Origin of the sequence: Exiguobacterium sp. s7 (assembly GCF_018618195.1) — a bacterium.
GTDB lineage: Bacteria > Bacillota > Bacilli > Exiguobacteriales > Exiguobacteriaceae > Exiguobacterium > Exiguobacterium mexicanum_A.
Genome location: NZ_JACSLO010000002.1, coordinates 413727 through 433413, shown reverse-complemented (window position 1 = coordinate 433413; position 19687 = coordinate 413727). Strand labels below are relative to the sequence as shown.

The 19687-nt window shown below is 52.2% G+C and carries 18 protein-coding genes; 4 read left to right on the top strand and 14 right to left on the bottom strand.

The genetic code is table 11. The annotated features are described in order from the left end of the window. Positions 1–5: 5 nt before the first annotated feature. The 5 genes from KNP79_RS04780 to KNP79_RS04760 form a co-directional block, all read right to left on the bottom strand. Complete coding sequence (locus KNP79_RS04780; RefSeq protein WP_034777768.1) at positions 6–689, bottom strand: hypothetical protein; 684 nt, start codon at positions 687–689, stop codon at positions 6–8. 102 nt (positions 690–791) lie between these two features. Continuing rightward, positions 792–2357 carry a BCCT family transporter gene (locus KNP79_RS04775; protein ID WP_214797548.1) on the bottom strand — a complete coding sequence of 522 codons (1566 nt, stop codon included), beginning with the start codon at positions 2355–2357 and terminating at the stop codon, positions 792–794. 126 nt (positions 2358–2483) lie between these two features. Further along, positions 2484–2972, bottom strand: coding sequence for a DUF3939 domain-containing protein (locus KNP79_RS04770; RefSeq protein WP_084592824.1), 489 nt, complete (start codon positions 2970–2972; stop codon positions 2484–2486). Between the two features lie 107 nt (positions 2973–3079). Further along, positions 3080–5794 (bottom strand): aconitate hydratase AcnA, encoded by a 2715-nt coding sequence (gene acnA, locus KNP79_RS04765; protein WP_214797549.1) that lies wholly within the window; start codon positions 5792–5794, stop codon positions 3080–3082. A 193-nt stretch (positions 5795–5987) separates the two neighbouring features. After that, entirely contained in the window at positions 5988–7583 is a 1596-nt protein-coding gene (locus tag KNP79_RS04760; protein WP_034777779.1) for a peptide chain release factor 3, read from the bottom strand. A 193-nt stretch (positions 7584–7776) separates the two neighbouring features. Here KNP79_RS04760 and KNP79_RS04755 point away from each other — a divergent pair, with 193 nt between their 5' ends. From KNP79_RS04755 to KNP79_RS04745, 3 genes are all read left to right on the top strand, one after another. Then, entirely contained in the window at positions 7777–8208 is a 432-nt protein-coding gene (locus tag KNP79_RS04755; protein ID WP_034777781.1) for a DUF2621 family protein, read from the top strand. A 295-nt stretch (positions 8209–8503) separates the two neighbouring features. Continuing rightward, positions 8504–8836 (top strand): DUF485 domain-containing protein, encoded by a 333-nt coding sequence (locus tag KNP79_RS04750; protein ID WP_215191404.1) that lies wholly within the window; start codon positions 8504–8506, stop codon positions 8834–8836. Continuing rightward, positions 8833–10395: a solute symporter family protein gene (locus tag KNP79_RS04745; RefSeq protein WP_138859341.1), complete on the top strand. Its 1563-nt coding sequence runs from the start codon at positions 8833–8835 to the stop codon at positions 10393–10395. The genes KNP79_RS04750 and KNP79_RS04745 overlap by 4 nt, the downstream gene beginning before the upstream one ends. A gap of 34 nt (positions 10396–10429) precedes the next feature. On the opposite strand, the gene KNP79_RS04740 is transcribed toward KNP79_RS04745, so the two are convergent. Continuing rightward, the gene (locus KNP79_RS04740) at positions 10430–10882 is read right to left on the bottom strand and encodes a CcdC family protein (RefSeq protein ID WP_034779932.1); all 453 of its coding nucleotides are present in this window, start codon (positions 10880–10882) and stop codon (positions 10430–10432) included. A gap of 20 nt (positions 10883–10902) precedes the next feature. After that, positions 10903–11601: a cytochrome c biogenesis CcdA family protein gene (locus KNP79_RS04735; protein WP_114166290.1), complete on the bottom strand. Its 699-nt coding sequence runs from the start codon at positions 11599–11601 to the stop codon at positions 10903–10905. A gap of 192 nt (positions 11602–11793) precedes the next feature. On the opposite strand from KNP79_RS04735, the gene KNP79_RS04730 reads away from it, so the two are divergent. Beyond that, complete coding sequence (locus KNP79_RS04730) at positions 11794–11973, top strand: aspartyl-phosphate phosphatase Spo0E family protein (RefSeq protein WP_034777785.1); 180 nt, start codon at positions 11794–11796, stop codon at positions 11971–11973. An 83-nt stretch (positions 11974–12056) separates the two neighbouring features. On the opposite strand, the gene KNP79_RS04725 is transcribed toward KNP79_RS04730, so the two are convergent. The 7 genes from KNP79_RS04725 to KNP79_RS04695 all read right to left on the bottom strand — a co-directional run bounded on the left by KNP79_RS04725 (position 12057) and on the right by KNP79_RS04695 (position 19486). Continuing rightward, positions 12057–13820: an ABC transporter ATP-binding protein gene (locus KNP79_RS04725; protein WP_214763194.1), complete on the bottom strand. Its 1764-nt coding sequence runs from the start codon at positions 13818–13820 to the stop codon at positions 12057–12059. Further along, positions 13810–15564, bottom strand: a complete 1755-nt coding sequence (locus KNP79_RS04720; RefSeq protein WP_214763582.1) for an ABC transporter transmembrane domain-containing protein — start codon at positions 15562–15564, stop codon at positions 13810–13812. Before KNP79_RS04720 ends, KNP79_RS04725 begins: the two co-directional genes overlap by 11 nt. 129 nt (positions 15565–15693) lie before the next feature. After that, the gene (locus KNP79_RS04715) at positions 15694–15924 is read right to left on the bottom strand and encodes a YneF family protein (protein WP_021067584.1); all 231 of its coding nucleotides are present in this window, start codon (positions 15922–15924) and stop codon (positions 15694–15696) included. 123 nt (positions 15925–16047) lie between these two features. Further along, complete coding sequence (gene tkt / locus KNP79_RS04710) at positions 16048–18039, bottom strand: transketolase (protein WP_214763195.1); 1992 nt, start codon at positions 18037–18039, stop codon at positions 16048–16050. A 199-nt stretch (positions 18040–18238) separates the two neighbouring features. Next, positions 18239–18472: a DUF896 domain-containing protein gene (locus tag KNP79_RS04705; RefSeq protein WP_034777788.1), complete on the bottom strand. Its 234-nt coding sequence runs from the start codon at positions 18470–18472 to the stop codon at positions 18239–18241. A 60-nt stretch (positions 18473–18532) separates the two neighbouring features. Then, on the bottom strand, positions 18533–19177 hold the full coding sequence (locus KNP79_RS04700) for a YneB family resolvase-like protein (protein WP_034777790.1): 645 nt from the start codon (positions 19175–19177) through the stop codon (positions 18533–18535). Positions 19178–19249: 72 nt separating this feature from the next. After that, positions 19250–19486 carry a hypothetical protein gene (locus KNP79_RS04695; RefSeq protein WP_214711305.1) on the bottom strand — a complete coding sequence of 79 codons (237 nt, stop codon included), beginning with the start codon at positions 19484–19486 and terminating at the stop codon, positions 19250–19252. Positions 19487–19687: the final 201 nt, after the last annotated feature.

Genomic DNA, 19687 nt, shown 5'->3' with positions numbered 1-19687 from the left:
CCGGATTATCGTGATTCAAAAGAAGTCATGCGAATCGAATGGAACAACTTTCCGTTGTTACGCGACTCGGCGGCGAGCAGGATTCGCTCGTTCGCATCGACGTAATAGGTCACCGCTTCTTCATTCTCATCTTCACTGAAAATCGATGGATACTTCTCGACCCATTCCGCTGGGACGGCTTCCGGTGTTTCTTTCTTGACGAACGCTTGTGCCGTACGACCGATGATATCGACATCGCCTTCGCTCGAGCCAAGTGTTCCGTCGTCTAGCCATTTACGAATCTGTTCGTTCGTCGCCCTCGACAAGAACGGGTGCGGGGCGACCGCGCCTGAACTTGTCTCTTGGCTGTTCGTCTCATCGCCGTCCGGATTGAACTCACGATAGACGGTCCCATCCCACTCAGCACGGGCGCCGACGTTCGGTCCCTCTACGACCTCGGACACGAAGTGCCCGTCTTCGTCATATGTCACTTTATATTCACGAACTTCTAGCGTCTCCCCGTCCTCAGGCAACTTTTTTTCTTCATAGCCGATGACCACAGACGTATAGAAAGGCTCGGCCCGATTGGTGCGGCCGTCGTCGTCATTTAAATTGGTGACCAAATAAAAGTTATAGGCGAGCAGGGCGCCGACAATGAGAATACCGGCAAAAATCACCCAACTCAATCGCTTCTTTACGTGTTGTTTCATAGAATGCCCTCCCAATCTTCTTCACTTACTATCCTACACTAGCGAGAGGGTCCTGCAAAACATTAACCACTAAAAAAGGCCTCCGTATGGAGACCTTTCAACTTATCCGAGTTTATCTTCTTCGTCTTTATACGCTTCAATCCACTTGTCCCGCTCGTCCGGTTCGTCGGCCAAGTCCTTGAACAAGGCGACGATCATCAGAATCAAGACAAAGATGAACGGGAAGGCGACGAGAATCGCGACCGCTTGCAGCGCTCCGAGCCCACCTGCATATAAGAGGACGGCAGCGATTGAAGATTGGATAAAGCCCCAAATCAACTTGATGCGCATCGGCGGGATCAGTTTACCGTTTGTCGTCAGCATTCCGAGCACGTAGGTGGCCGAATCCGCCGACGTAATGAAGAACGTCGAGATTAAGAAAATGGCCACGATACTGAGTACCGTCCCAAATCCGCCGAACGTCTCGAACAAGGCGAACAACCCGACTTCCGTCCCGATTTCGTTGACTTGGTCGATCAGTGCTGCGCCGCCGAACAAGTCAGCCCAGATCGCCGATCCACCGAAGACAGAGAACCAAAGTAGACCGAACGATGTCGGAACGAGTAGAATCCCGATGATGAACTCACGAATTGTACGTCCTTTTGAGACGCGGGCGATAAAGGTTCCGACGAATGGTGACCAAGAGATCCACCATGCCCAATAGAAAATCGTCCAACCGTTGATCCATTCCCGTTCGACAGGCTCAAATGCACCCGTACGGAAACTCATCGACGGCAACTGTTGCAAATATGTCCCGATCGTCTGTGTGAACAAATCGAGAATGAACGCGCTCGGTCCGGCCACCAGTGTTGCTCCAAGCAAGACGATGGCAAGGAAGATGTTCGTGTTACTTAAAATCCGAATCCCTTTCTCGAGACCCGTCGAAGCGCTAATCATGTATAGCACTGTCACGACAGCGATGATGATAAATTGTGTCGAGAACGCGTTCGGCACTCCTGGAATCAAGTAATGCAGACCACCAGCGATTTGCTGGGCCCCGAATCCGAGCGAAGTAGCGACACCGAAAGCGGTCGCAATGACGGCCAAAATATCAACGGTCTGTTTGACCGGACGTTCATAGCGGTCATTGACGAGCGATCCGATCGTCTCTCCGATCGTCGCCGGACGACCTTTGCGGAACGTCGAGTAAGCGATGGCGAGCGCGATCATCGCATAAATCGCCCACGGGTGGAAGCCCCAATGGAAGAATGAATAACGCATCGCAGTGCGCGCATCGCCTTCCGGCGTCGGCGACTCAAACGGTGGTGCATGGAAATGCGACAACGGTTCTGCTGCCCCCCAGAAGATGAGGCCAATCCCCATTCCGGCACTGAACAACATGGCGAACCATGTCAAATAGCTGAATTCTGGTCGGTCCGTATCTTTGCCGAGTCGAATCGAACCAAATCTCGAAAAAATTAGAAAGACGGCGACGAGTAAAATCCCAGTCGCGCTGAGCAAATAAAACCAACCCATCCCGTTCGAGAGCCAACCTTGTAACTTCGTCGTCACGTTCAAGAGACTCGCGTTACCGAGGAGGCGCTCAGGGAAGATACCCCAAATCGTGAACAAGACCGTAATGATGGCTGAAACGAGGAAAACGGTCGTCACTTGGCTTTTTCTTTCCATAATCTCACTCCTATTCAATTTTCTTATTTTCATATACGTTTTCCACCGTAACATAGTTTATAAACCCGACTCAACCCCTCGGCGTGTAATCGCGCCGCTGACAAAAAGAGTGACGATTCGGTTTCGTCACTCTTGCGGCTTCGGTTCTAGCGAGACGATCAATGTCTCGTCCACGACGTAATAAGGCCGTTTCGGCAACACTTTTAAATACCCGCCTTCACGTAATCGTGTCAAATCAAGTTGTAACGTCTGTTGGAATTTTCGGAGCGGTAATTTTTTTTCTTGTTCGAAATATAAATCGAGCGCCCGCTGGACTTGATCCATCTCATAGACCACTTCCCGTTCAGTTTCGGGAACGATGTGAAACGTCTCTTTGGACATGTAAAATCGCTGCCTCGGTTTGCCGGGTAAATGTTTCTTCAAACGCGCAAGGTCGATCTCCTGTGCTTCATCGAGGAGCACCGTCCGATTGACGCCTTTCGGCAACGTCTGCTCATACTCGTGGATCGCCTCTCGCAACTGAGGAAGCGTGATGTCGACTTCCTGTTCCGTCACTTCCTCTTTTTGCGTCAGCCGTTGCCACCAGTTTTTGCCTGATTTCGTTTGTCGCTCCATACACTCCCCCCTCTCCCCATTCTCTTCCCGATATCGTGCACCGTCTCACCTTATATTCGCACATTCACTAAAAAAACCTTCCTTTTTTCAAAGGAAGGTCAGTTGGCTTATTTCAATTTGTTACGGAGGACCATTTGCAAGATTCCACCGTGACGGTAGTAATCGATCTCGACTTCAGAATCGAAGCGGGCGACAACTTTGAATTCAGTCACCGTACCGTTCTCATGAGTCGCTTTGACGTTCAGGATATCACGTGGGCGGACCGATTCGTCGACTTGGATGTCGATCGCCTCTTCGCCTGTGAGTCCGAGTGAGTCCGCTGACTCTCCGTCCATGAACTGGAGCGGCAAGACGCCCATCATGACGAGGTTCGAGCGGTGAATCCGTTCGAAGCTTTGCGCGATGACGGCACGGATGCCGAGCAAGTTCGTTCCTTTGGCTGCCCAGTCACGTGACGAGCCCATTCCGTAGTCATTCCCAGCGAAGACGACGAGGCCTGTGCCCTGCTCTTTATACTTCATGGCCGCATCGTACATCGGCATGATTTCGCCCGTCGGCCAGTACGTCGTGAAGCCGCCTTCAGTGCCTGGTGCGACTTGGTTACGAATACGGATGTTCGCGAACGTACCGCGCATCATGACTTCGTGGTTTCCGCGGCGTGAGCCGTACGAGTTGAAGTCGAGCGGTGCGACACCTTTTGATTGAAGGTATTGGCCAGCTGGTGTCGTTTTCGAGAATGCTCCGGCTGGTGAGATGTGGTCGGTCGTGACCGAATCAGCAAACTTCCCGATGACGCGGAGTCCGTTCAACGCATGGACGACGCCCGCTTCCGGCTCGAGGTTTTCGAAGAATGGCGGGTTTTGGATATACGTTGAATCGTCCGAGAAGTCATACAAGTTGCCTTCTGGCACGTCGAGGGCGTTCCAACGCTCGTTCCCTGTGAACACCGTGTCGTACTCTTTACGGAACGCTTCCGGTGAGACGACGTCTTGAACGACCATCTTGATTTCATCGTTTGATGGCCAGATGTCTTTGAAGAAGACCTCGTTGCCATCTTTGTCCGTTCCGAACGACTCGTTCATGATGTCGAAGTTGACCGATCCGGCGAGCGCGTACGCGACGACGAGTGGCGGTGACGCCAAGAAGTTCGCTTTCACGAGCGGGTGGACACGGCCTTCGAAGTTACGGTTCCCCGAGAGGACCGACGAGACGAGCAAATCGTTCGATGTGATCGCTTCTTCGACTTCTCGGTCGAGTGGACCCGAGTTTCCGATACAAGTCGTACATCCGTAACCGACGGTGTTGAAACCGAGTTGGTCGAGATACGGCGTGAGACCGGCTTTATCGAGGTAATCGGTAACGACTTTCGAGCCTGGTGCGAGCGACGTCTTCACGAATTTCGGAACCGTGAGACCGCGTTCGACGGCTTTCTTCGCGACAAGTCCTGCTCCGACCATGACGTATGGGTTCGACGTGTTCGTACAACTTGTGATCGCTGCGATTGCCACGTCACCTGTACGCATGTCGACAGCGCCGTCCGTGTAGTTGACAGCTGCCGTCTTCTCAAGCTCGGCTTTTTCAAGACCAAAACCGCTGTGTCCGGCTGGTGCTGTCACGCTGTCGACGAACGCCGTCTGAAGGTCTGACAAGTTGATCCGGTCTTGTGGACGTTTCGGTCCAGCGAGCGACGGCTCTACTTTCGACAAGTCGAGCGTGAGCGTTTTCGTGAACGACGGGTCGGCCTGGTCTGGCGTATAGAACAAGTCGTTCGCTTTCGAGTAGGCTTCGACGAGGTCGATCAATTCTTCTGGGCGACCTGTCGTGCGCATGTAGTTGAGCGTCTCTGTATCGACTGGGAAGAAGCCACATGTCGCACCATATTCAGGTGCCATGTTGGCGATTGTCGCCCGGTCCGAGAGCGGCATCGTGTGAAGCGACGGTCCGAAGAACTCGACGAACTTGCCGACGACTTTCTCGTTACGGAGCATCTCTGTGACGACGAGCGCGACGTCAGTCGCTGTGACACCCGGGTTGACTTCACCGACGATTTTGACGCCGACGACGTCTGGTACCGGGAAGTAAGACGGTTGTCCGAGCATGCTCGCTTCAGCTTCGATTCCACCGACACCCCAGCCGAGGACACCGAGTCCGTTGATCATCGTCGTGTGCGAGTCCGTTCCGACGAGCGAGTCTGGATAGGCGACATTGCCCGTTCCATCGTTCTTTTCGAGCACGACCGAAGCCAAGTATTCCAAGTTGACTTGGTGGACGATCCCTGTTGCTGGCGGGACGGCACGATAGTTGTCGAACGCCGTCTGGGCCCAACGTAAGAACTTGTAGCGCTCTTCGTTACGCTCGAACTCGATGTCCATGTTTTTCATGAGTGCGCCGGCGAAACCGTACGCATCGACTTGGACCGAGTGGTCGACGACGAGGTCGACCGGGATTTCCGGGTTGATCTTGTTCGGGTCTCCGCCGAGGTCGGCCATCGCTTTACGAAGTGAAGCGAGGTCAACGACCGTCGGTACACCCGTGAAGTCCTGAAGGACGACGCGAGCCGGTTTGAACGGAACATCGATGTCTTTCGAGACTTCGGCAGTACCCCATTTAGCCAAGTTCTCGACATGTTCTTTCGTGATGGCGCGGCCATCCTGCTGGCGAAGTACAGATTCGAGCAACACACGAATCGAGTACGGAAGTCGACTAAGTTCCGTCACCCCTTCTTCTTCAAGCTTTTTGAGCCGGTAATAATCGTACGCTTTGCCATTGACCTCGAACTGCGTCCGAGATTTGAAAGCGTCTAATACGTTCGTCTGTTCCATACGATATCCCCCTTTTTGAAAGCGGCGACTTCGGCATGTGCCGTAATCGCTTACTTATCACATGTTTATCATAATACAACTATAGCGTGACGTAAAATACATTCCGTCACAAATTAGTCATAAGTAAAACTTATCAAAATCAACCAAGTCACTGAAACAAAAAAAGACGGCCCTATGAAGAGCCGTCCATCCATTATTCTGCGCCAATCTCGACGTTGACGTCGAGGGCGTCGACGAGCGTGAGCTCATCTTCATACCGTTCTTTGAAGCGATCGAACGTGAACTCGTTGGCGAACAAGAACACGGGACGCTCCCAGCGGTCCGTCACGAGCATGTTGCGTGAGTCCTGGAACGGCTTGAGCGCCTTCAATTCCTTGTCCTTCACCCAACGGGCGACGCTGTATGAGACCGGCTCCATGCGGATGTCGACGCCGTACTCATTGTTCAAGCGATACTCGAACACTTCGAATTGGAGTTGACCGACCGCACCGAGATAAATCTCGTTATACTCGTTACGGTACACTTGGATGGCTCCTTCTTGGGCGAGCTGCTCGACACCTTTGTGGAAATGTTTCGACTTGAGCGAGTTGACCGGCGAGACGCGCATAAAGAGTTCTGGTGGGAACGTCGGCAACGCCTCGAACGCGATTTTTTGTTTCGATGTCGTGATCGTATCACCGATTTGATACGTGCCCGAATCATAAATCCCGATCACGTCTCCAGCGAACGCCTTGTCGACCGTCTCCCGGTCGTTGGCCATGAGCTGTGTCGACTGGCTCAACTTGATCTTTTTGCCCGTCCGTGTGAGCGTGACGTCCATGCCGCGCTCAAAGACGCCCGAACAGATGCGAACGAAAGCGATGCGGTCGCGGTGGGCCGGGTTCATGTTCGCTTGAATCTTGAAGACGAAGCCGCTGAAGTCCTCTGACGTCGGGTCGATTGGACCGACGTTCGACTTACGTGCCTCAGGCGCCGGTGACATATCAAGGTAGTGATTCAAGAATGACGTCACCCCGAAGTCGACGAGCGCCGTCCCGAAGAAGACCGGCGTCAATTTCCCGTGCTGGATTGCATCGACGTCGATTTCATTGCCGGCACCGTCGAGAAGATCGATTTCATCTCGAAGGTTCGTCAAGTTCTCTTCCGTCAAGTGATCGGCGAGGATTGGATCATTGACCCCATCCTCGTTCAACGTGAGCGTCGCTTTGTCACCACGGAACAAGTGCACTTCGTTTTTTAAGCGATCGTATACCCCTTCGAACTGCATTCCGCTCCCGATCGGCCAAGTCACGGCGACCGAAGGCATGCCGAGCACTTCTTCAAGTTCTTCCATGAGCTCGAGCGGATCTTTCGCTTGTCGGTCAAGCTTGTTCATGAACGTGAAAATCGGAATCCCGCGCATCCGACAGACTTGGAACAATTTCTTCGTCTGCGTCTCGATCCCTTTGGCCGCATCGATGACCATGACGGCACTGTCGACCGAAGTCAAGACGCGATACGTATCTTCCCCGAAATCGTTGTGTCCTGGTGTGTCCATGATCGAGACGACCTTGTCTTGATAGACGAACTGCATGACCGATGACGTGACCGAAATTCCACGTTGTTTCTCGATCTCCATCCAGTCAGATTTGGCGTGTTTAGAGTTTTTACGGGCTTTGACCGTCCCCGCTTCACGGATGGCTCCCCCGTGAAGGAGCAATTTCTCGGTGAGCGTCGTCTTACCGGCATCCGGGTGCGAGATGATGCCGAAAATACGCCGCTTCTCAACTTCTTGTTTTAATTGGTTCATGTATGGCTCTTTCCTTTCTGAACATTACGATTTACACTGGCTCTTGCTCATTGCAACGCTATCTATTCTAACGAAGCCCGCGCGTTTCGTCCATCTTTATAGTAAGGAACGGATAGCTGTAGCTTTTGTATCGCGCCCCTTTTTTGTATACTTAGCTTGAATGATCGTGAAATGACAGAACGGGGGAAAGACGATGCCAGAAAACTTGGTGATGTATTTCATTGTCTTCTGGGGATTCGTGATGATCGGGTTGATGTCGATCGGCGGCTACTTCATGTTCCGCAAATTTTTAAAACGAATGCCGAAAGAAGACGGGCGCTCACTCCTCGACATCGAGGATGATTACATCGACAAGACACGCCACTTATGGACACCGGAGACGCGTACATTGCTTGATCGTCTCGTCACACCGGTACCGGAGCTGTTCCGCGACGTCGCCATCCGAAAGATTGCGGGCAAAATCGGACAGTTCGCTCTCGAGACGCGGGCCCGTGAAATGACGACTGAGCTCGTCGTCAAAGGCTATATCGCCGCGACACCGAAACGGGACCATAAATTTTTAAAAAAGGCGCTTGAAGAAGAACAAATCGACTGGAAAATGTATCAACATTATTTCCAACAATGATGAAACGAGATGCCGGCCTTGGGCTTGGCATCTTTTTTTGTCTTCACCAGTTCAACTAAGTTATACGAAACGGAAATTGTGCCATACGAATACTAAGTCCAAAGTACCTTTTTTGGACGGATTAATTATTCTTAAATACCGTTCATAATATAGACAATATTAAAAACGATTACAATAAAGTGGTATGACCAATATTAGTATAACATGCATGGGTTTTAGCAATAAAAATGGATAGCTTTTCCTTTATTTACATTTCTATAATGTACGTATCTTGATTCCAAAAGGAGGTTTTCCGATGCATGATGTCACGCACGTCACGCGAACTGACAGCACTCGCTCCGCCGAAACAATCGTCGAGAGCCCTTCATTCCACAAGTTGATGCAAGAAAAGAACCGGTTCATTGTTCCGTCCATCATCTTCTCACTCATCTTTTATTTTACGTTACCAATCTCCACGAGCTACTTCACGTTCTTGAACATCGCTGTCGCCGGTGAGATCACTTGGGCCTGGGTGCTCGCCTTAGCTCAATTCTTCATGACCTGGACGTTTTGTGTCATGTATAGCCGCCGGGCCCGCCGCTTCGACGAGCTCGTCGCAGCCATCAAACAAGAGGAGGAGGGACGATGAACTGGACAGCTATTCTTCTATTCGTCGCGATTGTTGGACTCACGCTCGTCATCACATTTTTCGCCGCCCAAAAGACAAAGACCGCAAGCGACTTTTATACGGCCGACGGTGGTTTGACCGGATTCCAAAATGGTCTGGCCATCGCCGGTGATTATATGTCGGCCGCTTCATTCCTCGGGATTGCCGGGATGATTGCCCTCGCCGGGTTCGATGGGTTCTTTTACTCGATTGGTTTCCTCGTTGCCTACCTCGTCGTCCTATATTTGGTCGCCGAGCCGCTCCGTAACCTTGGAAAGTATACGATGGCCGATATGATTGCGGCACGCTTCAACAAGCCGCGCGTGCGAGGGGTTGCCGCCATGAATGCTATCGTCATCTCCATCTTTTATATGATCGCCCAACTCGTCGGCGCCGGGGCACTCATCGAGCTCTTGCTCGGCATCCCCTACACGACGAGCGTCATCGTCGTCGGAATCTTAATGACCGTCTATGTCGTTTTCGGGGGGATGACCGCGACATCATGGGTACAGATCACAAAAGCCGTCTTGTTGATGATCGGGACCGCCATCATTTCATTCCTCGTGTTCGCCCGCTTTGACTTCTCCGTCTTCACCATGTTTTCCGAGGTCAGTAAGGCGACACCGCTCGGGGAGAGCTTCTTGAACCCTGGCAACAAGTTCAAGCTCCCGCTCGATACGATTTCACTCAATTTGGCACTCGTCCTTGGGACGGCCGGTCTACCGCACATTCTCATCCGCTTCTTCACGGTCAAGGATGCACCGACGGCACGACAATCCGTCGTCTATGCGACATGGGTCATCGGTGCGTTCTACATACTGACGATCTTCCTCGGATTTGGGGCCGCCGCGTTCGTCGGATCGGACGCCATCGTCGCCGCCAACCCGGCCGGGAACATGGCCGCGCCTCTCCTCGCCCAAGTGCTCGGCGGTGACTTATTGTTCGCTTTCGTGGCCGCCATCGCCTTCGCCACGATTCTTGCCGTCGTCGCAGGACTCGTCTTATCGGCGGCCTCGGCGTTCGCCCACGACTTTTATGGTCATTTCATCCGGAAGGGCGAAGCGACCGAAAAAGAACAAGTCACAGCGGCCCGGATCGCTTCAATCGCGGTCGCACTCGTCTCGATGGGACTCGCCTTCTTCGCCCAATCGATGAACGTCGCATTTCTCGTCTCTCTCGCATTCGCTGTCGCTGCCAGCGCGAACTTGCCGGTCATTTTGTTCACGATTTATTGGAGACGGTTCAATACGGACGGAGCCGTGTTCGGCATGGTCGTCGGATTATTCTCGTCGCTTTTCCTCGTCGCCATCAGCCCGAACGTGTGGGCACCGGATGGCTCGGCAATCTTTATCGGTGAGGCGTTATTCCCGCTCACGAACCCGGGAATCGTCTCGATCCCGCTCGGCTTCCTGGCCGCCATCGTCGGGACGTACGTGACGAAGTCGGACGAAGTCGCCGGAAACTTCGAACGCATCCTCGTCAAAGCGAACACCGGGATCGATGCCGAGACGGAAGCTGCCATGACGAAAAAATCTTCATAATCGACAAAACGGCGTCCCTCGCGAGGGACGCCGTTCATGTTGAAGCGATTTGTTTATATTTTTGGTACATGGCGATGCGCCATGGGACGATCATGCCCCAGGCAATCAAATAGAACAGTCCGCCCGTCGCGAAAATATTGACTTCGTCTCCGAGAAACGCCTTCATGACCGTCCGAATCGCCAATAAGACGAAGACGACGATAAAGAACGCTTTCGAGCGGGATAAGTACACCTCACCATCACGTTTCTCGAAGTTCGATGTCTTGATGAGAAATACGCTGAAAATCAATCCGACGATTAAAGCTTCTCCGACCTCGAGCCAAGTCAATCGAAACGCCGGGACGAGAAATTGCAACATCCCGGTCGACATCGCCAAGGGCGGAATCAAGATCTTTTTAGCATTCGTCGGACGTGCTGATGCTTTGACGCGAACGAAGCTCGCAATCAGGCCCATCATTAGTGCGACGAGGGTCGATCCCCAAAATATCGACATTCGGTCAACCCCTTTTAAAATCCGGTGAATCCTACTAATTCGCTCATCCAAGCAGCGAAGCGATTCATGCCATCAAAATATAATACGACGCCGAAGGCCATCATCAAATAACCTCCGAATTTTGCCACCTTGGCACTGTTGCGCGCCAAGTATTTGATTTTCCCGACAAATCTCGCCATGATGAGGAATGGGATGGCGAAGCCGATGACGTACGCCAACATATAGCCCATCCCTTGACTCGGGTTCGAGGCCGCGAGCGCGATGACACCGGCAAGAATCGGTCCGGTACACGGGGTCCATCCCGCCGCGAATCCAATTCCAATCAATGCCGTTCCAAAGTAGCCGCTTTTACGCTCCCCTAAAGCGAGCTTTTTCTCGCGCATCATGAAACTAGGTTGCCAAAGTCCCGCCAAAAAGACGCCGAATACGAAGATGAGGATGGCACCGAACATGCGCAAACTATCCTTATATTGAATGAACACGTCGGCAATGAGCGAGGTCGACAGACCGAGCACGAGGAAGACGATCGAGAAACCAATCAAGAATGAGAACGTGTGAAACCAGGCCGTGCGTTGTCGCAGTCCCTCGCTCTTTAAATCAGAGACTGAGACCCCAGTGATATACGATAAAAAGACTGGATACAACGGTAGCGTGCACGGCGATAAAAATGATAAGACGCCCGCCCCAAATGCGAGCCAAAGTGTGACTTCCATGCGATCTTCCACCTTTCAGCCCCATTATAGCGAAAACCTTTTCAAAATGCTCGCATCTTTTTCCGAGCACCTTACATGATTGAATTTGTAATCTTTGAAATGGAAATGAAACTTGTAAACGGTAGTGTTAGATGCTAAGATTTGGATATTCTTATTAGTCAGTATCGATCTTACAACGATGGGGGAAACACCGTGGCGGTCATCACAGCTGAAAACTTACATTATGCCATTGAACAGAAACGCGATGAACTGTATGAAATCGCCTCGCAGCACAGTTGGACGTCTCCAGAAGTGATTCATGTCAGCCAAGAATTGGACAAGCTGATTACACGTCACGTCCTAGCCATACACGCTTCAGACCACATAAATTAATCGAACCAAACGGCCCGTCCTTCCTTGAAGTGGCGGGCTTTTTCCATGGAAAAAAGACACCTTGACGGTGTCTTTTTTGTAATTTATGACATCAGACGTTGGCCAGATTGAAGTTCGTACATCTTTTTGTACAGCCCATCCTGTTTTAAAAGCGCCTGATGGTTACCTCGTTCGACGATCTCACCCCGATGAAGGACGAGAATCAAGTCGGCATCTTGAATCGTCGACAGACGGTGAGCGATGGCAATCGTCGTCCGTCCCCGTCTCATCCGATCGAGGGCGAGCTGGACACGCTCCTCGGTCTCGGTGTCAATCGAACTCGTCGCCTCATCTAAAATCAAAATCTTCGGGTCACGGGCGACCGTCCGGGCGAAGGCGAGCAGTTGCCGTTCCCCGCTCGAGAATGTCGCGCCGCGCTCACCGACCGTATGTCCGTAACCGGCCTCAAGCTTCTCGACGAACGTATGAGCTTGCACGAACTCGGCCGCTTCCCGGACTTTGTCCGAGTCGATCGTCGGATTGAACAGTTTCAAGTTATCCTCGATCGTCCCTGTGAACAAAAATGGATCTTGGAGCACAAGCCCGACTTTGGCTCGGAGCTCGGCTTCCTCGAACTGCTCGATCGGATACCCGTCGATCGTGATTTGGCCTGATTGATACGGATAGAACCGGGTCAACAGGTTGATGATTGAACTCTTTCCGCTACCCGTGTGACCGACGAGGGCGACCGTCTCGCCTGGTTTGGCGACGAATGATATCTGTTTCAATACATCGACTTCCCCATCGTAGCTGAACGTGACGTTCTCGAACCGGACTTCCCCGGAGCCGATTTCGGCAGGACCGGCAAGACTCTTTCCTGGAGCCGGTTCATCCGTGTCCAAGACTTTGAAGACACGGTCCGCCGAGACGACCGCCTGTTGAAACTCGCTCAAGCGTTGCATGATGTCGAGCACCGGACGGAAGATGCGCTCGATGTAGCTGATGAAGGCATAGACGACCCCGACCTGCACTTGCTCGGTCGTCGACAAGACGCCGTAATAGCCGAGCAGTCCAATGATGGAGAAGGCGAGCAACAGCTCGATGATCGGTCGCAGCAACATGCTGTCGAGCTTCAAGTTTCGATAGCGTGCCTCTTGGTGGGCCTTGTTCGTTTCTTCGAACTGGCGGACGAGCCGCTCTTCTTGTCGGAACTGTTGAACGATTCCCATCCCGTTGATCGATTCATTCAATTGCCCGTTCAGTTGTGACAACAAGTCACGCACTTGGGCAAAATATTTTGTCGAATAGCGGCGATACGCCCAGATGATGAGCCAGAACAGCGGAACAAGGACGAGCCCCATCGTCGCGAGCGTCGGTTCGAGGATATAAAGGAACACGTACGTCCCGACCAATTGAACCGCTGACTGTACGAACGTGCTCATTACCCCGACGTACAGTTCCTTGACGGCCTCGGTGTCGTTCGTGATTCGAGAGACAAGCACTCCCGCCGGAGTTCGGTCAAAGTAGGCGAGCCGCATCCCCATCACGTGACGGAAGATATCCATCCGGATGTTTTGCACGATCTTTAAGGCAATCTTTTGGAACGAGATCGACTGCAAGTAGTCGAAGATGATCGCCGACACATGCAAGACCAAATAAACAACGAGCAAGGTGACGACCCAGTTTGTCGGATAGACGCCAGGCGTCACGAACTCATCGATGAACACTTTGATTAAGAACGGTCCTGCGAGTTTTGCGCCGGTGGCGAGCAGCAAGAACACAAAAGCGAGTACGAGCGGACGTGCGTAGCGGTTCGTGTAGGCCAATAGGCGTTTAATGACCGCCCATTCCTGAACGTCATGCTTCATGGTGGCCACCTCCTTCGACAATCGCCTCGAGTTGTTGGCGATCGTACGTGTCTTTGTACCAACCGGGCTCGCGAATCAAGTCCTGATGACGCCCGCGTTGGATGATTCGACCGTCCTCAAGGACGAGAATTTCGTCGGCATGCTCGACCGCAGACAGTCGATGCGCCACGATCAAGCGGGACTGGTCAGGGTTCCCGGTCCGGAAATGCTCGATGATCGCCTCCTCCGTCTTCGCATCGACAGCCGAGAGGGCATCGTCGAGGATCAACACGTCCGCCTCAATCATGAGGGCACGTGCGATTGAAATCCGTTGCTTCTGACCACCCGACAACGTCACACCTCGTTCCCCGACGAGCGTGGCGTATCCTTCCGGCAGCCGCATGATGTCATCATGAACCTCGGCGATTTTTGCCACCTCCATGATTTCGTCGAGTTTCGCTTCCGGTTTGCCGAATGCGATATTGTTCGCAATCGAATCGCTGAACAAGAAATGATCTTGCGGGACGACGGCAACTTTATCGAGCAGGAGTGATTTTTTCACTTGGCGAATGTTGACACCACCGATTTTGATCGTCCCATCATGTACGTCATACTCTCGTGTCAACAAGCGTACAATCGTCGTCTTACCAGAACCGGTACGGCCGACGAGTCCGAGCGTCCGTCCGCGTTCGAGGCGGAATGTGACGTCTTGCAGGACGGGCGTCTCGTCATAACGGAACGCACGAATATCCGCTTCAATCTCCGAATGGGCGAGTTTCGTCGCCGCCATCGGATCATCCTGAATCTCAGGTTTGACGGCGAGCATCCGCTCAATCCGGTCGTAAGACGCCCGCCCTCGTTCGACGATATTGAACAGCCAGCCGAACGCGAGCATCGGCCATGTGAGCAAGCCGAGATAGGCGGTGAAACTAACGATCTGTCCGATGGTCAGCTCTCCTTGTTCAATCAAATACGCGCCATAACCAATCGACAAGATATACGAGAGGCCTACAATCCCGAAGATGGTCGGGTCGTACAAGGCGTCGATTTTCGCGACACGTACGTTTTTCGCCATGACTTCGTCGGATAGCTTCTCGAACGAGTCAACGTCGCGGCCGACTTCCCCGGTCGACTTCAACACCCGGACACCGCTGACGCTCTCTTGGACTTTATCGTTCAGTTCAGAGAACGCCGCTTGGGCGACCCCGAACCGATTATGTAAGAGTTTGCCGTATCGCGTCGTCAACGCGACCATGATCGGCAGCGGCAACAATGCCACGACCGTCAACTTCCAACTGATGGTCGTCACCATGGTGATGATGACGAACGTTCCCATGGTGATGCTATCGACGAGTGTCAAAATCCCCGCACCCGCCGTCGTCGAGACGGCCTGGACATCGTTTGTCGCATGGGCCATCAAATCCCCGACCCGCGACTTCTTATAAAACCGTTGATCTAAATCGGTGAAATGACGATAGAGCTGACTCCGCAACATCCGACCGAGGCGAATCGAAGCCCCGAAGATGAAGTATCGCCAGAAGAAACGGGCCACATAGTTCCCGATCCCGACGGCCGCGAGCCCGCCGAGCAACATCCATAATAAATCTGTTCCAAGCGTTCCCCGGTTGATTTCATCGACGATTCGCCCGATGATGCGCGGCGGTATAAGTTCGAGCGCCGCGACGAACATGAGTAAGACGATGCCGAGCGCATACGTCCGCCACTCGAGCTTGAAGAACCAAGCTAGTTGTTTGAATACACGAATTGGAAACACCCCCTATGTTGTCTTGAATTCAGACTATTCTATTAGATTAGCGAAAGTTTGTTAGATTGTCTAACAAAAACTGGATGAAAAAAGCACTTTGCGGGCGCAAAGTGCTTCGGTCGATCGAGTTTATTTCTTTTCGTTCTTCATTTGAACGTTCATGGCGCGCATCACTTGGTTGACTTTCTTCTGTGACGGCTTTTGACCCATTTGCATCATCAATGTACGAATCATATCTTCGTTGATCGGTGGGTTCTGTTCGAGGTAGTTCATCATGTATTTACGAGCGATAAAGAAACCGATCGCAATACCCCCGATTAGTGCTGCCACGATAAGAAGAATCCAGAATAATGTACTCAAGGCTTAACCTCCTCTACCATATGAAACATCGTTTTTTACTATACACTATATTACGCTAATTCGCTAGTCGTCTGAAAAAAAAGTGGTGACCCAAACCTCCGGGCCACCACTGACAACATGCGATTAAAGTGATTTGACAGCTGCGACGACGTTGTCGACAGACATGCCGTATTCTTTCATGAGGAGATCCCCAGGGGCAGAGGCGCCGAACTTGTCGATGCCGAGTACTTTTCCGCCGAAACCGACGTATTTGTACCAGCCGAGCGTCGCGCCCGCTTCGAGCGAGACACGTTTCGTGATCGACGACGGAAGGACCGACTCTTTGTATTCTGCTGACTGCGCTTCGAACAATTCCCACGAAGGCATCGAGACGACAGCCGCGTTCACGCCTTCAGCCGCGAGTGCTTCGCGAGCTTCGACGAGGACGTGTACTTCAGAACCTGTACCGAGAAGGAGGACGTCTGCCTCGCTTGAGTTGCCGGCGACGACATAGCCACCTTTAGCTGCGTCTTCAACCGACGTGCCCTCGAGTTCTGGCAACGCTTGACGCGTCAAGACGAGAAGCGATGGTGATGTTTTCGTCGTGATTGCTTGCTTCCAAGCCGCAATCGTCTCTTTTCCGTCAGCCGGACGGAGAACAGACAAGTTTGGCATCGCACGGAAGCTCATCAAGTGCTCGACCGGTTCGTGCGTCGGGCCGTCTTCGCCGACCGCGATTGAATCGTGTGTCAAGACGAACGTTGATGGGATTCCCATGAGAGCAGCAAGTCGAACTGCCGGGCGAAGGTAATCCGAGAAGACGAAGAACGTCGCGCCGTATGGGAGGACCCCACCGTGGAGCGCCATCCCGTTGACGGCTGCTGCCATCGCGAATTCACGGACTCCGAACCAGATGTTGCGGCCGGCTGGATCTTCATCGAAGTCCGCAGCGCCTTTGATCATCGTGTTGTTCGAACCAGCGAGGTCAGCCGAGCCTCCGAAGAGAGTCGGAACCGCTTTGGCGATCGCGTTCAATACTTCACCGCTCGTTTGACGAGTCGCTTTTTTCGAACCGATTTCGAACGTCGGCAATTCGCTGTCCCAACCTTCTGGGAGCTCGTTGTTCATCGCACGCTCGAACTGGGCACCAAGTTCAGGGTGTGCTGACTTGTAAGCTTCAACGAGTTCGTTCCAGTCCGCTTCATGCTTCGCGCCTGGCTCAACGACTTTATCGTTGAACAAGTCGTATACTTCGTTCGGTACGTAGAAGTTCTCGCCTTCCCACTTGTAGAACTGCTTCGTGAGCTCAATTTCAGCTTCGCCGAGCGGTGCACCGTGTGATGCCGATTTGCCTGACTTGTTCGGTGAACCGAAGCCGATAACCGTCTTCACTTCGATGAGGGTCGGTTTCGACGTTTCTGCTTTCGCTTCGTCGATTGCTTTCGCGATTGTATCGATATCCGTACCATCTTCGACACGGATCACTTGCCAACCGTAGGCGTTGAAACGATCTTCAACGCTTTCCGAGAACGATTTGTGAAGGTCGCCGTCAAGCGAGATATCATTTGAATCGTAAAGGACGACGAGTTTGCCAAGTTTCAAGTGACCAGCGAGCGAAGCAGCTTCTGCCGATACGCCTTCCATCAAGTCACCGTCTCCGCAAATCCCGTATGTGAAGTGGTCAACCACTTTGAACTCATCGCGGTTGTACGTCGCTTCCAAATGTTTCTCTGCCATTGCCATCCCGACAGCCATGGCGATCCCTTGTCCGAGCGGTCCAGTCGTCGCGTCGACACCTGCCGTGTGACGGTACTCTGGATGCCCAGGCGTTTTCGAATCCATTTGGCGGAACGATTTGAGATCGTCCATTGAGAGATCGTAACCAGATAAGTGAAGAAGCGAGTACAAGAGCATCGAACCGTGTCCCGCTGAAAGGACGAACCGATCACGGTTGAACCAGTTCGGGTTTTTCGGGTTGTGACGCATTTTGTCCGTCCAAAGTGTGAACGCCATCGGAGCCGCACCCATCGGCATACCCGGGTGACCTGAGTTCGCTTTTTGGACCGCATCGATTGAGAGCGTCCGAATCGAGTTAATCGCTAATAATTCTTTAGTAGTTGTTTCCACTAATTTCATCCTCTCTGTTGTTAACAAAGTTTCTACCCGTCATATTTTAGCACACTCATTCGTGTGTCACAACTAATTAATTAGTATAACACATTAAATGGAATCGTTTACTTCCTTTCGTTTGAAAACGCATCAATGAGTCCCCCTGATCAACGTTCGCGTATAACAAACATGCACATCCTATATGAAATAGGATGTGCATTCATGGTCATTCTGAGCGGTAACGTTCCTGCTCATCTTTTAATTTTTCTGGCGTTACGTCGTTTCCTTCCGGATCGACGACCTTCATTCCCATCATCTGTGATTTGAATGATTGGCGGAACGCTTGCAAATATTGTTGGCGCAGCGCTTGCTGCTCGTCCATCTCTTGTGGTGACAGACCATCTGTCTTTGCTTTGTTGGCGAGGAAATTGATTCGCTCCAACTGTTCAGGTGCTAGCATCGGGCTCGCCCCCTCTCTACTGAATTTGTCCTTCTACTGTACAAAATCAGCGAGCAGGAATCAAGTTTCTGGTACCGACACGTGTTCCAAGTAGCGCCGGTTCACGGTCGCTTTCGATACCTCATAACCAAAACCGCGGAGGGTGGCGGCAATTTCAGCGAACGTGAGTCCACGTTCACGCAATTGGACGATTTCTTCAATCGGAACTTCGATTCGGCTCCGGCCTCCCTGGTCATGGTGCTGGATATTCCGATGCGGATTAAATCCGTTCGCGACCGCCCGACGCATTCCGCGTGAAATTTTAGCGTTATGGATCTTTCGTTGATACTCTTCGACGACACTGACGATCTCGAGTACCATCTTCTCGGCGTCGGAGACGATATATTCATCGGACGACTGCATCGTCAACAAGCGCACGTTATGTTTCATGAGCGTATGCAAGATAGCGATTTTTGCATTTCCCCGTCCGAGACGGCTGTCATCGCTCACGAGCACGGCATCGAGATCGGACGTCGAGACGTGCTCCAATAGATCGAGCAGTCCCGCCCGATTGACCTCATACCCGCTCTCTTGTTCACTGATCACATCGACCACCTCAGCATCAAGACGTCTCGCCATCTGCTTCAATTCGTCCGCCTGACGACTGAGCGACGTCTCTTGGGTGGACTTGTTCGTCGATACGCGACAATAAATGACGACTCGCATCGCGTCACTTCCTTTCTTTCCATTCGCCCTCTACGATACACAGGATGAAGGGATGTTCGCAATCAGAAACGATTATTCGGCGGCGAACCACGTCGTCTTGTCGTCTTTTTCCTCATCCCGTTTAGCGAGAATGTGCGCTTCGAGCGTCTCCGCCTCTTTCAAGGCGACTTCTTCTTCAATACTGTGTTCGACTTTTTGTTCGGTCACGACGACCGCTTCGTTGTCACGAAGCTCTCCGACCGCGAAAAATACGAACATACCGAGTGCCAACATGCCGACTAAGATGATTCCATTGATTGTGTCTCTCATAATCATTGCCTCCTGGGAATAAGAATACACGTTCTCGAGAACGTCTGTTCGTTTATCTGTTCTCATCATAAAACAAGAACTTCTGTTCGGTCAAGCAGAAAAAAAACGAACGAATGTTTGTGCGCTCATGTGTTCTTGTGTTAAACTAAACCCATAAAGAATAGGATGCGTTCGCAGGTTATTCGACATAATCGAGGTGAA

Excerpts from the sequence above, each read along its gene's own strand:
- KNP79_RS04780 (WP_034777768.1), bottom strand. The coding sequence starts at position 689 with ATGAAACAACACGTAAAGAAGCGATTGAGTTGGGTGATTTTTGCCGGT.
- KNP79_RS04775 (WP_214797548.1), bottom strand. The coding sequence starts at position 2,357 with ATGGAAAGAAAAAGCCAAGTGACGACCGTTTTCCTCGTTTCAGCCATC.
- KNP79_RS04770 (WP_084592824.1), bottom strand. The coding sequence starts at position 2,972 with ATGGAGCGACAAACGAAATCAGGCAAAAACTGGTGGCAACGGCTGACG.
- acnA (WP_214797549.1), bottom strand. The coding sequence starts at position 5,794 with ATGGAACAGACGAACGTATTAGACGCTTTCAAATCTCGGACGCAGTTC.
- KNP79_RS04760 (WP_034777779.1), bottom strand. The coding sequence starts at position 7,583 with ATGAACCAATTAAAACAAGAAGTTGAGAAGCGGCGTATTTTCGGCATC.
- KNP79_RS04755 (WP_034777781.1), top strand. The coding sequence starts at position 7,777 with ATGCCAGAAAACTTGGTGATGTATTTCATTGTCTTCTGGGGATTCGTG.
- KNP79_RS04750 (WP_215191404.1), top strand. The coding sequence starts at position 8,504 with ATGCATGATGTCACGCACGTCACGCGAACTGACAGCACTCGCTCCGCC.
- KNP79_RS04745 (WP_138859341.1), top strand. The coding sequence starts at position 8,833 with ATGAACTGGACAGCTATTCTTCTATTCGTCGCGATTGTTGGACTCACG.
- KNP79_RS04735 (WP_114166290.1), bottom strand. The coding sequence starts at position 11,601 with ATGGAAGTCACACTTTGGCTCGCATTTGGGGCGGGCGTCTTATCATTT.
- KNP79_RS04725 (WP_214763194.1), bottom strand. The coding sequence starts at position 13,820 with ATGAAGCATGACGTTCAGGAATGGGCGGTCATTAAACGCCTATTGGCC.
- tkt (WP_214763195.1), bottom strand. The coding sequence starts at position 18,039 with ATGAAATTAGTGGAAACAACTACTAAAGAATTATTAGCGATTAACTCG.
- KNP79_RS04705 (WP_034777788.1), bottom strand. The coding sequence starts at position 18,472 with ATGCTAGCACCTGAACAGTTGGAGCGAATCAATTTCCTCGCCAACAAA.
- KNP79_RS04700 (WP_034777790.1), bottom strand. The coding sequence starts at position 19,177 with ATGCGAGTCGTCATTTATTGTCGCGTATCGACGAACAAGTCCACCCAA.
- KNP79_RS04695 (WP_214711305.1), bottom strand. The coding sequence starts at position 19,486 with ATGAGAGACACAATCAATGGAATCATCTTAGTCGGCATGTTGGCACTC.